The sequence below is a fragment of the Enterobacter sp. EC_64 genome, from assembly GCF_019584165.1.
Taxonomy (GTDB): domain Bacteria; phylum Pseudomonadota; class Gammaproteobacteria; order Enterobacterales; family Enterobacteriaceae; genus Enterobacter; species Enterobacter roggenkampii.
In genome coordinates, this window is the sequence record NZ_VDAS01000003.1 from 15,147 (window position 1) to 28,917 (window position 13,771).

General features: G+C 56.1%; 8 protein-coding genes and 1 pseudogene. 8 read left to right on the top strand and 1 reads right to left on the bottom strand.

Annotated elements, in window-relative coordinates:
* Window positions 1-100: 100 nt before the first annotated feature.
* Window positions 101-1,069, bottom strand: coding sequence for a thioredoxin-disulfide reductase (gene trxB, locus FHC52_RS03025; RefSeq protein ID WP_021240886.1), 969 nt, complete (start codon window positions 1,067-1,069; stop codon window positions 101-103).
* A 544-nt stretch (window positions 1,070-1,613) separates the two neighbouring features.
* Here trxB and lrp point away from each other — a divergent pair.
* The 8 genes and pseudogenes from lrp (at window position 1,614) to FHC52_RS03065 (ending at window position 13,551) form a co-directional block, all read left to right on the top strand.
* Window positions 1,614-2,108 carry a leucine-responsive transcriptional regulator Lrp gene (gene lrp / locus FHC52_RS03030; protein ID WP_000228469.1) on the top strand — a complete coding sequence of 165 codons (495 nt, stop codon included), beginning with the start codon at window positions 1,614-1,616 and terminating at the stop codon, window positions 2,106-2,108.
* A 135-nt stretch (window positions 2,109-2,243) separates the two neighbouring features.
* Window positions 2,244-5,921, top strand: a complete 3,678-nt coding sequence (locus FHC52_RS03035) for a DNA translocase FtsK 4TM domain-containing protein (protein ID WP_220419906.1) — start codon at window positions 2,244-2,246, stop codon at window positions 5,919-5,921.
* A gap of 128 nt (window positions 5,922-6,049) precedes the next feature.
* Window positions 6,050-6,664 carry an outer membrane lipoprotein chaperone LolA gene (gene lolA / locus FHC52_RS03040; protein WP_021240884.1) on the top strand — a complete coding sequence of 205 codons (615 nt, stop codon included), beginning with the start codon at window positions 6,050-6,052 and terminating at the stop codon, window positions 6,662-6,664.
* A gap of 9 nt (window positions 6,665-6,673) precedes the next feature.
* The gene (gene rarA, locus FHC52_RS03045; RefSeq protein WP_220419907.1) at window positions 6,674-8,017 is read left to right on the top strand and encodes a replication-associated recombination protein A; all 1,344 of its coding nucleotides are present in this window, start codon (window positions 6,674-6,676) and stop codon (window positions 8,015-8,017) included.
* 92 nt (window positions 8,018-8,109) lie between these two features.
* Window positions 8,110-9,402 carry a serine--tRNA ligase gene (gene serS / locus FHC52_RS03050; RefSeq protein ID WP_008499983.1) on the top strand — a complete coding sequence of 431 codons (1,293 nt, stop codon included), beginning with the start codon at window positions 8,110-8,112 and terminating at the stop codon, window positions 9,400-9,402.
* Between the two features lie 211 nt (window positions 9,403-9,613).
* Complete coding sequence (dmsA, locus tag FHC52_RS03055; protein WP_220419908.1) at window positions 9,614-12,058, top strand: dimethylsulfoxide reductase subunit A; 2,445 nt, start codon at window positions 9,614-9,616, stop codon at window positions 12,056-12,058.
* Window positions 12,059-12,068: 10 nt separating this feature from the next.
* On the top strand, window positions 12,069-12,686 hold the full coding sequence (locus FHC52_RS03060; RefSeq protein WP_220419909.1) for a DMSO/selenate family reductase complex B subunit: 618 nt from the start codon (window positions 12,069-12,071) through the stop codon (window positions 12,684-12,686).
* Between the two features lies 1 nt (window position 12,687).
* Window positions 12,688-13,551: pseudogene (locus FHC52_RS03065) on the top strand (dimethyl sulfoxide reductase anchor subunit family protein).
* Window positions 13,552-13,771 lie beyond the last annotated feature (220 nt).

The following is a 13,771-nucleotide window of genomic DNA, read 5'->3' on the forward strand; positions in this document are numbered from 1 at the left end:
GTGACGTTATTAGAAGTTGGGCAGCGCAATGTTACAACGGGGAGACAATAAAGGCGACTTATCGCCGCCTTTATTTACGTTTGTTACTGACTTGTAAAGATTATTTACCTTGTTCAGCCAGTCCATCGAGGTAGCGTTCAGCATCCAGCGCGGCCATACAGCCGGTGCCCGCAGAGGTGATCGCCTGACGGTAAATATGGTCCATCACGTCGCCGGCCGCGAATACGCCCGGGATGCTGGTTTGAGTCGCATTACCGTGAATGCCGGACTGCACTTTGATGTAGCCGTTTTCCAGCTCCAGCTGGCCTTCGAAGATTGCGGTGTTCGGGCTGTGGCCGATAGCCACGAACAGACCCGCCACTTCCAGCGTTTCGACGTTATCGGTGTTCTGGGTATCACGGATACGCAGACCGGCAACGCCCATCTGGTCGCCCGTCACCTCTTCCAGGGTGCGGTTGGTGTGCAGCACGATGTTGCCGCTTGCCACTTTGTCCATCAGGCGTTTGATCAGGATCTTCTCCGCGCGGAAGGTCTCGCGACGGTGGATCAGGTGCACTTCAGAGGCAATGTTGGCCAGATAAAGCGCTTCTTCCACCGCGGTGTTACCGCCGCCGATAACCGCGACTTTCTGGTTGCGATAGAAGAAACCGTCGCAGGTTGCGCAGGCAGAAACCCCGCGGCCTTTAAACGCTTCTTCGGATGGCAGACCGAGATAACGGGCAGAGGCGCCGGTAGCGATGATCAGCGCGTCACAAGTGTATTCACCGCTGTCACCCGTCAGGCGGAACGGACGGTTCTGCAGGTCGACCTTGTTGATGTGATCGAACAGAATTTCGGTTTCGAATTTAGCAGCATGCTCGTGCATGCGCTCCATCAGCAGCGGCCCGGTCAGGTCGTTCGGGTCCCCTGGCCAGTTTTCCACTTCGGTGGTGGTGGTCAGCTGACCGCCTTTTTCCATGCCGGTGATGAGTACCGGGTGCAGGTTAGCGCGTGCAGCATAGACCGCCGCGGTATATCCCGCAGGTCCAGAACCAAGGATTAGCAGCTTACTGTGTTTGGCCGTGCCCATGAGATCCCCATTGTTGTTGGCAGACATTTGGCTGGATTGTAGGGAATTTGTTGCCGTAAAAAAAGAGCGCAGCAATTTTGATATCAATCTGTGTAATAGCCGTGGACGATGAATCGCGCGCGATAACATCACGCTTTCTTAAGAAAACCGGTCGTTTATAAGGCAATAAAATGAGGATTAATACCCTGTCGTAATGAATATCCGGCATGTTGTACTAAAAAACGATGTTTTGCTTTGACAATCCCCTGCGCTTTTGCGAAAACATTCAAGGAAGAAAAAAAACCGCGTTAACCGTATGCCGCATAGGCATGCACGTAAATGCCATTTTTACCGGGTCAGTGAAATCTACGCATGGCGTGGACAGACGCCATACGTGATGTCGGTGACAGCCTTCGGGCAACGGTCTTCTTACCAACAGAACCCGAATCCGCATCGCGTCTAATACAAAACCAGGCGATGTGATGACTAACGGGTACAGGCTCTGAACAGTGATGTGCACAGGGTCCAGGCAGGAGTAGGGAAGGAATACAGAGAGACAATAATAATGGTAGATAGCAAGAAGCGCCCTGGCAAAGATCTCGACCGTATCGATCGTAACATTCTGAATGAATTGCAAAAGGATGGGCGTATTTCCAACGTCGAGCTTTCAAAACGTGTGGGACTTTCCCCGACGCCGTGCCTTGAGCGTGTGCGCCGACTGGAAAGACAGGGTTTTATTCAGGGCTATACGGCTCTGCTGAACCCGCATTATCTGGATGCCTCACTTCTGGTATTTGTTGAGATTACTCTGAATCGTGGTGCGCCGGATGTGTTTGAGCAATTTAACGCCGCTGTACAAAAACTTGAAGAAATTCAAGAGTGTCATCTGGTGTCCGGTGATTTCGACTACCTGTTGAAAACCCGTGTGCCTGATATGTCCGCCTACCGTAAGCTGCTGGGGGAAACCCTGTTGCGTCTGCCGGGCGTGAACGACACCCGTACTTATGTGGTAATGGAAGAGGTCAAACAGAGCAATCGTCTGGTTATTAAGACGCGCTAACACGGAACAGGTGCAAAATCAGCGTAGTTTGATTACACTCCTGTTAATCCATACAGCAACAGTGCCGGGGAGTCCCGGCGCTGTTGTCCGTTTTAGCAAACAGGCAGGATATGCCTGATACCTGGAGAGCCTTTCTTGAGCCAGGAATACACTGAAGACAAAGAAGTCACACTATCGAAGCTAAGCAGCGGACGTCGTCTCCTCGAGGCTTTGCTGATTGTTATTGCCCTTTTTGCCGTCTGGCTGATGGCAGCCTTACTCAGTTTCAACCCCTCTGATCCCAGCTGGTCACAAACTGCATGGCATGAGCCTATCCATAATTTAGGCGGTGTCCCCGGTGCCTGGCTTGCGGACACGCTGTTTTTCATTTTCGGTGTGATGGCCTACACCCTTCCCGTCATTATCATTGGCGGATGCTGGTTTGCGTGGCGTCATCGTCAGAACGATGATTACATCGACTATTTCGCCGTCTCGCTGCGCCTGATTGGCGCGCTGGCGCTGATCCTTACCTCCTGCGGGCTGGCAGCGATCAATGCGGATGATATCTGGTACTTCGCCTCTGGCGGGGTAATCGGCAGCTTATTAAGTTCCGCACTTCAGCCGATGCTGCACAGCAGCGGCGGCACGCTGGCGCTGCTGTGCATCTGGGCCGCCGGGCTGACGCTGTTTACCGGCTGGTCCTGGGTGAGCATTGCCGAGAAAATTGGCAGCTTTATCCTCACCATTCTGACCTTCGCCAGTAACCGTACCCGTCGTGACGATACGTGGGTGGATGAAGACGAATACGAAGATGAAGAGGAAGACGACGCGCCTGTGCAGCGTCGCGAGTCTCGTCGTGCCCGAATTCTGCGCGGTGCGCTGGCGCGTCGCCAGCGTGTTGCTGAGAAATTTGCCAACCCGCTGGGCCGTAAAACCGATGCGGCGCTCTTCTCCGGTAAACGCATGGATGAAGACGAGCAGGTTGAGTATCGTGCAGCAGGTACCGCCGTCGATCCTGATGATGTGCTTTTTTCCGGTAGCCGTGCCACGCCGGGTGACTTCGACGAATACGATCCACTGTTGAACGGCCACTCGGTTACCGAGCCGGTTGCGGCTGCCGCCGCCGCGACGACCGCTGCGCAGGCGTATGCCGCGCCTGTCGACGCCGTGATGCCATCCGCGCCGGTCCCGCCGCCGGAATCCGTTATTCAGCAACCTCAGGTTGACTGGCAGACTGCGCCGGGTGTTCACACGCCGGAGCCCGTTATTGCGCCTGAACCTGAAAGCTACATCCCCGTGCAGCAGGAACAGTGGCAGCAGCCTTATCATCAGCCGCCGCAGCCTGAGTATGCACCGCAGCAATATCAGCAGCCAGTGTCCCAGCCTTATCAGGAGTACGTGCCTGAACCCGTTGAACCTGTGCAGCCTTACGTTGCACCGCAGCCTGAACCTGAGCCTGAAATCGTGGAAGAGGTGAAGCCTGCGCGTCCACCGCTGTACTATTTCGAAGAAGTCGAAGAGCGCCGTGCGCGTGAACGCGAACAGCTGGCCGCCTGGTATCAGCCTGTGCCTGAACCGGTACAGGAGCCGGTTACGAAGGCGCCTTCTGTTTCCGTTCCGCCGGTCGACCCGACGCCTGCTGTAGCACCCGTAACGGAAGGCGTTAAGCAGGCTACTGCGGCCGCAGCAGCGGCGGCACCGGTCTTTAGCCTGGCAACAGGGGGCGCACCGCGTCCTCAGGTGAAAGAGGGGATTGGTCCGCAACTGCCTCGTCCTAACCGCGTCCGCGTGCCAACCCGCCGCGAGCTTGCTTCTTATGGCATCAAGCTGCCTTCCCAGCGCATGGCTGAAGAAAAAGCGCGCGAGTCTGAGTACGACGATGAGGCTGATGAAATGCAGCAGGACGAGCTGGCCCGCCAGTTCGCTGCGCAGCAAAATCAGCGCTACGGTCAAGACTATCAGCACGACGAACCTGCGCTGGAAGACGACGATGATGCGGCAGAAGCCGAATTAGCGCGCCAGTTTGCGGCAACGCAGCAGCAGCGTTACTCCGGTGAACAGCCGGCAGGGGCAAATCCGTTCTCGCTGTCGGACTTCGAATTCTCGCCGATGAAAGATCTGGTGGATGATGGCCCAAGCGAGCCTTTATTTACCCCGAGCGTGATGCCGGAAGCTGAGCCTGTGCGCCAGCAGACACCATCGACCTACGCACAGCAACCTGTTCAGCAGCCGTATGTGCAACCACAGCAGCCGCAGCAACAGCAGTTCCAGCAGCCTGCGCCACAGCCGCAGGAGAGCCTGATTCACCCGCTGCTGATGCGTAACGGTGACAGCCGTCCGCTGCAGCGTCCAAGCACGCCGCTGCCGTCGCTGGACCTGCTGACGCCGCCGCCAGCTGAAGTCGAGCCGGTTGATACGTTTGCGCTGGAGCAGATGGCCCGTCTGGTTGAAGCCCGTCTGGCTGACTTCCGTATCAAGGCGGACGTCGTGAATTACTCGCCGGGTCCGGTGATCACCCGTTTTGAACTGAACCTGGCGCCGGGCGTAAAAGCCGCGCGTATTTCCAACCTGTCCCGCGACCTGGCGCGTTCTCTGTCAACCGTGGCGGTGCGCGTGGTGGAAGTGATACCGGGCAAACCGTACGTTGGTCTTGAGTTGCCGAACAAGAAACGTCAGACCGTCTACCTGCGTGAAGTGCTGGATAACACCAAGTTCCGTGATAACCCATCTCCACTGACCGTGGTGCTGGGTAAAGATATCGCTGGCGATCCGGTGGTGGCAGACCTCGCAAAAATGCCTCACCTGCTGGTCGCGGGTACCACCGGTTCCGGCAAGTCCGTCGGTGTGAACGCCATGATCCTCAGCATGCTCTATAAAGCGCAGCCGGAAGATGTGCGTTTCATCATGATCGACCCGAAAATGCTCGAACTGTCGGTCTATGAAGGTATTCCACATCTGCTGACTGAAGTGGTCACCGACATGAAGGACGCCGCCAACGCTCTGCGCTGGAGCGTGAATGAGATGGAACGCCGCTATAAGCTGATGTCTGCGCTGGGCGTGCGTAACCTGGCCGGCTATAACGAGAAAATCGCCGAAGCGGCGCGCATGGGCCGTCCGATTCCGGATCCGTACTGGAAGCCGGGTGACAGCATGGATGCCCAGCATCCGGTGCTAGAAAAACTGCCTTTTATCGTGGTGCTGGTCGACGAATTCGCTGACCTGATGATGACCGTCGGTAAGAAAGTGGAAGAGCTGATTGCCCGTCTGGCGCAGAAAGCGCGTGCGGCCGGTATTCACCTTGTGCTGGCGACCCAGCGTCCTTCCGTGGACGTTATCACCGGTCTGATTAAAGCGAACATTCCGACGCGTATCGCCTTCACCGTATCAAGTAAAATTGACTCCCGTACCATTCTTGACCAGGGCGGCGCAGAGTCGCTGCTGGGAATGGGTGACATGCTCTATTCTGGACCGAACTCCACCTCTCCGGTGCGTGTTCACGGCGCGTTCGTGCGCGACCAGGAAGTGCACGCGGTCGTGCAGGACTGGAAAGCGCGCGGTCGTCCGCAATACGTTGATGGCATCACCAGCGATACGGAAAGCGAAGGCGGCGGCGGTGGCTTTGACGGCGGTGAAGAGCTGGATCCGTTATTCGATCAGGCGGTGAATTTCGTTACCGAAAAACGTAAAGCGTCTATCTCTGGCGTACAGCGTCAGTTCCGCATCGGCTATAACCGCGCTGCGCGCATCATCGAGCAGATGGAAGCGCAGGGCATTGTGAGCGAGCAGGGGCATAACGGTAACCGCGAGGTGCTGGCTCCGCCACCGTTTGATTAACCTTCCGCGATTGCAAAGAAGGGTAAATCAGCCAAAATTAAGCATTTTCTTCTGTCGCCTGCCTCCGGGCAGGTCCAGAATAGAAGACGGAAACCCCATTTCGGGAAGACGTATTTTAAGGAATAACAATGAAAAAAATCGCCATCGCCTGTGCATTACTCACCAGTTTTGTCGCCAGCAGCGTCTGGGCTGATGCAGCCAGCGACCTTAAAAGCCGACTGGATAAAGTAAGCAGCTTCCACGCCAGCTTCACGCAGAAAGTGACGGACGGCAGCGGCAACGCGGTGCAGGAAGGTCAGGGGGACTTGTGGGTAAAACGCCCAAATCTGTTTAACTGGCACATGACCCAGCCGGATGAAAGCATCCTGGTGTCTGACGGTAAAACCTTATGGTTCTACAACCCGTTCGTTGAGCAGGCTACTGCGACCTGGCTGAAAGATGCCACCAGCAATACGCCATTTATGCTGATTGCCCGTAACCAGGCCAGCGACTGGCAGCAGTACAATATTAAACAGACGGGTGACGAGTTTGTCCTGACGCCGAAAGGCAGCAACGGCAACCTGAAGCAGTTCACCATCAATGTCAGCACCAACGGTACCATTAATCAGTTCGGCGCGGTTGAGCAGGACGATCAGCGCAGCAGCTATCAGCTCAAATCTCAGCAGAACGGCGCCGTTGATGCATCGAAGTTCACCTTTACCCCGCCGAAGGGCGTAACGGTGGACGACCAACGCAATAAGTAAGAGGCGTGAGTGGGCAATCTGTCGCTCGATTTTTCAGATAACGCGTTTCAACCTCTGGCCGCCCGTATGCGGCCAGAAAATTTAGCGCAGTACATCGGTCAGCAGCACCTGCTGGCTGCCGGTAAGCCATTGCCGCGCGCCATTGAGGCGGGGCATTTGCACTCCATGATCCTCTGGGGCCCTCCAGGCACCGGCAAGACTACGCTTGCAGAAGTGATTGCCCGTTATGCCAACGCGGACGTTGAGCGTATCTCAGCGGTGACGTCCGGAATGAAGGAGATCCGTGAGGCTATCGAGCGTGCGCGTCAGAACCGCAACGCCGGACGCCGCACCATTCTTTTTGTCGACGAAGTCCATCGCTTCAACAAGAGCCAGCAGGATGCCTTCCTGCCGCATATTGAAGACGGCACGATCTTCTTCATTGGGGCGACCACCGAAAACCCGTCGTTTGAGCTGAACTCGGCGCTGCTTTCCCGTGCGCGCGTTTATCTGCTCAAATCGCTGACGACCGAGGATATCGAAAAGGTTCTCACTCAGGCGATGGACGACAAATCGCGCGGCTACGGCGGACAGGATATCGTTCTGCCTGACGAGACGCGTCGTGCGATTGCCGAGCTGGTCAACGGCGATGCGCGTCGGGCGCTGAACACGCTGGAGATGATGGCCGACATGGCCGAGGTCGACGACGCCGGGAAGCGGGTGCTAAAACCGGAACTGCTCACCGAAATTGCCGGGGAACGCAGCGCGCGTTTCGATAATAAAGGTGACCGTTTTTACGATTTGATTTCGGCGCTGCATAAGTCCGTGCGCGGCAGCGCGCCGGATGCGGCGCTGTACTGGTATGCGCGTATTATTACTGCGGGTGGCGATCCGCTATACGTCGCGCGCCGCTGTCTGGCGATTGCCTCAGAAGATGTCGGCAATGCCGACCCGCGTGCCATGCAGGTCGCGCTGTCGGCCTGGGACTGTTTCACCCGGGTTGGACCCGCAGAAGGTGAGCGCGCCATTGCGCAGGCGATTGTTTATCTGGCCTGTGCGCCGAAAAGCAATGCCGTCTATACCGCGTTTAAGGCCGCGATGTCTGACGCACGCGAACGCCCGGACTACGATGTGCCGGTTCACCTGCGTAACGCGCCGACCAAACTGATGAAAGAGATGGGGTATGGGCAGGAATACCGCTACGCTCATGATGAACCCAATGCCTACGCTGCCGGGGAGGAATATTTCCCGCAGGAGATGGCACAAACGCGCTATTATCACCCCACAAACAGAGGTCTTGAAGGCAAGATTGGTGAAAAGCTCACCTGGCTCGCCGGACAGGATCAAAATAGCCCTATAAAACGCTACCGTTAGTTCAATCGTTGCGGTAATGTTGGCAATTGTATCCTTGTGACCGCAGGCTGTGGTCACATTTCCTATTTTAATTCGATAAGCACAGGATAAGCATGCTCGATCCCAATCTGCTGCGTAATGAGCCAGACGCAGTCGCTGAAAAACTGGCACGCCGGGGCTTTAAGCTGGATGTAGATAAGCTGCGCGCTCTTGAAGAGCGTCGTAAAGTACTGCAGGTACAAACTGAAAATCTGCAGGCAGAGCGTAACTCTCGATCGAAATCCATCGGCCAGGCGAAAGCGCGCGGGGAAGATATTGAGCCATTACGCCTGGAAGTGAACAAGCTGGGTGAAGAACTGGATCAGGCGAAAGCTGAACTGGATGTTCTTCAGGCCGAAATTCGTGATATTGCCCTGGCTATCCCGAATATTCCTGACGACAGCGTGCCTGTCGGCAAAGATGAAAACGACAACGTTGAAGTGAAACGCTGGGGTACGCCTCGTGAGTTTGACTTTGAAGTGCGCGATCACGTGACGCTGGGCGAAATGCACGCGGGCCTGGATTTTGCGGCTGCTGTTAAGCTGACCGGCTCTCGCTTCGTGGTAATGAAAGGCCAGATTGCCCATCTGCACCGTGCGCTGGCGCAGTTCATGCTGGATCTGCACACCGAGCAGCATGGCTACAGCGAAACCTATGTGCCATATCTGGTCAACCACGATACGCTGTACGGTACGGGCCAGCTGCCGAAATTTGCCGGCGACCTGTTCCATACCCGTCCGCTGGACGAGGAAGCTGACAGCAGCAACTACGCGCTGATCCCAACCGCGGAAGTGCCGCTGACTAACCTCGTGCGTGATGAGATCATCGACGAAGACGACCTGCCAATCAAACTGACGGCGCACTCTCCGTGCTTCCGTTCTGAAGCAGGCTCTTACGGGCGCGACACGCGCGGTCTGATCCGTATGCACCAGTTCGACAAAGTTGAGATGGTGCAGATCGTCCGTCCTGAAGAATCCATGGACGCGCTGGAAGAGATGACCGGCCACGCTGAAAAAGTGCTGGAGCTGCTGGGTCTGCCATACCGTCGTATGGCGCTGTGCACCGGTGATATGGGCTTTGGTGCCTGCAAAACCTTCGATCTGGAAGTGTGGGTACCTGCGCAGAATACTTACCGTGAAATCTCCTCCTGCTCTAACGTCTGGGATTTCCAGGCGCGCCGCATGCAGGCACGTTGCCGCAGCAAATCTGATAAGAAAACCCGTCTGGTGCATACCCTGAACGGTTCTGGCCTGGCTGTGGGCCGTACCCTGGTTGCCGTGCTGGAAAACTATCAGCAGGCAGACGGTCGTATCGAGATCCCTGAAGTGCTGCGTCCATACATGAAAGGCCAGCAGTACATCGGCTAATAATTTGTCTTAAAACAAAAAAGCGCCTCAGGGCGCTTTTTTTATGCCTTTGGTTTGATACGACGCAATAACCTCTCCCTCTAAAGTAGTAATACTCCTTCGAATGAAAGCCAGCATAAAAAGCTGATAACGATAATATTCGTTATATATAAAACTACATAGCGGTTTGCGCCGCCTCTCTTTTTTTTGTGAGCAACCAAAGTGAGTCTCTATGAAAATCAACGCGCCTGAAGCATTAATGGCTGCCGAGGTCACTCGCCGTGGGTTGATGAAAACCACGGCAATAGGCGGCCTGGCGGTAGCCAGTAGTGCCTTCACGCTCCCTTTTACCCGACTGGCGTCGGCGGCAGATGCTCTGTCTCCGGCCACTTCGCCGGAAAAAGTGGTGTGGAGTGCCTGTACCGTTAACTGCGGTAGCCGTTGTCCGCTGCGTATGCATGTGGTGGATGGCGAAATTAAATATGTCGAAACCGACAATACCGGGGACGATAACTACGAAGGGTTACATCAGGTGCGTGCGTGTTTGCGTGGTCGCTCCATGCGTCGCCGCGTCTATAATCCGGACCGCCTGAAATATCCGATGAAGCGTGTCGGTAAGCGTGGGGAAGGGAAGTTCGAGCGGATTAGCTGGGATGAGGCCTACGACATCATCGCCACCAATATGCAGCGCCTTATTAAAGAGTACGGCAACGAATCCATCTACCTGAACTACGGTACCGGGACGCTCGGCGGCACGCTGACCCGCTCCTGGCCACCGGGAAAAACGCTGGTGGCGCGCCTGATGAACTGCTGCGGCGGTTATCTCAATCACTATGGTGACTACTCTTCTGCGCAGATCGCGGCTGGCCTGAACTACACCTATGGCGGTTGGGCGGACGGCAACAGTCCGTCCGATATCGAAAACAGCAAGCTGGTCGTGCTGTTTGGTAACAACCCGGGGGAAACCCGCATGAGCGGTGGCGGGGTAACCTACTACCTCGAACAGGCGCGCGCCAAATCCAATGCCCGCATGATCATCATCGATCCGCGCTATACCGACACCGGTGCCGGACGTGAAGACGAGTGGATCCCAATACGTCCGGGTACCGATGCGGCCCTGGTCTCAGCGCTGGCGTGGGTGATGATCACCGAGAACCTCGTCGATCAGCCTTTCCTGGATAAATACTGCGTCGGCTATGACGAGAAAACCCTGCCAGCCAGCGCACCGGCAAACGGACATTACAAAGCTTACATTCTCGGTCAGGGTAGCGATGGCGTGGCAAAAACGCCGGAGTGGGCGTCCACCATCACCGGCATCCCGGCAGAGCGTATCGTTCAGCTGGCGCGTGAGATTGGCTCAGCCAAACCAGCCTACATTAGCCAGGGCTGGGGCCCGCAGCGTCATGCGAACGGTGAAATTGCGACCCGTGCCATTTCCATGCTCTCCATTCTGACCGGCAACGTCGGTATTCACGGCGGTAACACCGGCGCGCGTGAAGGCTCATATGAAGTGCCGTTTGAACGTATGCCAACGCTGGATAACCCGGTTCAGACCAGCATCTCCATGTTTATGTGGACCGATGCGATTGAACGTGGCCCGGAAATGACCGCCCTGCGCGACGGCGTGCGCGGTAAGGACAAGCTGGACGTGCCGATCAAGATGATCTGGAACTACGCCGGCAACTGTCTCATCAACCAGCACTCTGAAATCAACCGCACCCATGAAATCCTGCAGGACGACAAGAAGTGCGAGATGATTGTGGTGATCGACTGTCACATGACCTCCTCGGCAAAATATGCCGATATCCTGCTGCCGGACTGCACCGCCTCTGAGCAGATGGATTTCGCGCTGGACGCCTCCTGCGGCAACATGTCCTACGTGATCTTTACCGACCAGGCGATTAAACCGCGCTTCGAGTGCAAAACCATTTATGAGATGACCTCTGAACTGGCGAAACGTCTAGGCGTTGAGCAGCAGTTCACCGAGGGGCGTACTCAGGAAGGGTGGATGCGCCATCTGCATGAACTCTCCCGTAAGGCGATTCCTGACCTCCCTGACTTTGATACCTTCCGCAAGCAGGGGATGTACAAACAGCGCGATCCGGAAGGACACCACGTGGCGTACAAAGCGTTCCGTGAAGATCCGCAGGCGAACCCGCTGACCACGCCGTCGGGCAAAATCGAAATCTATTCCGAAGCGCTGGCAAAAATCGCCTCCACCTGGGAGCTGCCGGAAGGGGATGTTATCGATCCGCTGCCGATCTACGCGCCGGGCTTTGAAAACTATAACGATCCGCTGACGGCGAAATTCCCGCTGCAGCTGACCGGCTTCCACTATAAAGCGCGTGTTCACTCTACCTACGGTAACGTCGACGTGCTGAAGGCCGCCTGCCGCCAGGAGATGTGGATTAACCCGATGGACGCGAAAGCGCGCGGCATCAGCAATGGCGATCGCGTGCGCATATTCAACGGTCGCGGCGAGGTGCATATTGAAGCCAAAGTCACCCCGCGCATGATGCCCGGCGTGGTGGCGTTAGGGGAAGGGGCCTGGTACAGCCCGGATGCCAACCGCATCGACCAGGCAGGCAGTATTAACGTACTGACCACACAGCGTCCGTCGCCGCTGGCGAAGGGTAACCCATCCCACACTAACCTTGTCCAGGTTGAAAAGGTTTAAGGAGTAACCGATGACAACTCAGTATGGATTTTTTATTGATTCCAGCCGTTGTACCGGGTGCAAAACCTGCGAGCTGGCCTGCAAAGATTACAAAGACCTGACGCCGGACGTGAGCTTCCGTCGCATCTACGAATACGCCGGGGGCGACTGGCAGGAAGATAACGGCGTCTGGCATCAGAACGTCTTTGCGTATTACCTGTCAATTGCCTGTAACCACTGTGAAGATCCCGCCTGTACAAAAGTCTGCCCGAGCGGGGCGATGCACAAGCGCGAAGACGGTTTTGTGGTGGTGGATGAAGATGTCTGCATTGGCTGTCGCTACTGTCATATGGCCTGTCCGTACGGCGCGCCGCAGTACAACGCCGCTAAAGGCCACATGACCAAATGCGACGGCTGCCACACCCGCGTAGCGGATGGCAAAAAGCCGATTTGCGTTGAGTCCTGTCCGCTGCGCGCGCTGGACTTCGGCCCTATTGAAGAGCTGCGTCAAAAACACGGTCATCTTGCCGCCGTGGCACCGCTGCCGTCTGCGCACTTCACGAAGCCGAGTATTGTGATTAAACCTAACGCCAACAGCCGTCCTACAGGTGACACCACCGGCTACCTGGCAAATCCGAAGGAGGTGTGAGATGGGAAGTGGATGGCATGAATGGCCGCTGATGATCTTCACGGTCTTTGGTCAGTGCGTAGCGGGCGGCTTCATTGTGCTCGCGCTGGCGTTGTTGAAAGGTCGTCTCAATGCTGAATAGCAGCAGCGCCTGGTGTTGAGTATGTTTGGCCTGTGGGTGCTGATGGGGATCGGCTTTATCGCCTCTACGCTGCACCTGGGTTCGCCGATGCGCGCGTTTAACTCCCTGAACCGCGTGGGCGCCTCATCCCTCAGTAACGAGATCGCCAGTGGCGCAATTTTCTTTGCCGTCGGTGGGCTGGGCTGGCTGCTGGCCGCTATGAAGAAGTTGCCTGCGGGTCTGCGCAGCCTGTGGCTGATTGTGACCATGGTGCTGGGCGTGGTGTTCGTGTGGATGATGATACGTGTCTATAACACCATCGATACCGTCCCCACCTGGTACAGCGTCTGGACGCCAATGAGCTTCTTCCTGACGATGTTTATCGGCGGGCCGCTGCTGGGCTACCTGCTGCTGCGCGTGGCGGGTGTCGACGGATGGGCAATGCGTCTGCTGCCCGCTGTTTCGCTGCTGGCGCTGGTAGTGAGTGCGATAGTCGCCCTGATGCAGGGTACTGAACTGGCAACCATTCACAGCTCTATTCAGCAGGCCTCTGCCCTGGTGCCGGACTACGGTGCGCTGATGGCCTGGCGTATCGTTCTGCTGGTCGCCGCGCTGGTATTCTGGATTGCCCCTCAGCTCAAAGGTTATCAGCCGGCACTGCCGCTGCTGTCACTGGCTTTTGTGCTGGTACTGGCGGGTGAACTGATTGGTCGCGGCGTGTTCTACGGGTTGCATATGACCGTTGGTATGGCTGTCGCCAGTTAACGTTTCATTTGGTTATATCAAGCCGGGCCAGAGTGCCCGGCTTTTTCTTTTTTCGATCATGAAATTTTTCGACTGTCGTTTTGTTTTAATTTTCCCCATTAATAAATGAAAACAGAGACATAATTAATATCTATAGCAGGCGTGGCATTAGCAGGATAAGTTTTTTAAATCGACAGGGAACATATTGTGCGAGGCGGCTAAATCAGTGGATTGACTTTGT

Excerpts from the sequence above, each read along its gene's own strand:
- dmsA (WP_220419908.1), top strand. The coding sequence starts at position 9,614 with ATGAAAATCAACGCGCCTGAAGCATTAATGGCTGCCGAGGTCACTCGC.
- lolA (WP_021240884.1), top strand. The coding sequence starts at position 6,050 with ATGAAAAAAATCGCCATCGCCTGTGCATTACTCACCAGTTTTGTCGCC.
- trxB (WP_021240886.1), bottom strand. The coding sequence starts at position 1,069 with ATGGGCACGGCCAAACACAGTAAGCTGCTAATCCTTGGTTCTGGACCT.
- serS (WP_008499983.1), top strand. The coding sequence starts at position 8,110 with ATGCTCGATCCCAATCTGCTGCGTAATGAGCCAGACGCAGTCGCTGAA.
- lrp (WP_000228469.1), top strand. The coding sequence starts at position 1,614 with ATGGTAGATAGCAAGAAGCGCCCTGGCAAAGATCTCGACCGTATCGAT.
- FHC52_RS03060 (WP_220419909.1), top strand. The coding sequence starts at position 12,069 with ATGACAACTCAGTATGGATTTTTTATTGATTCCAGCCGTTGTACCGGG.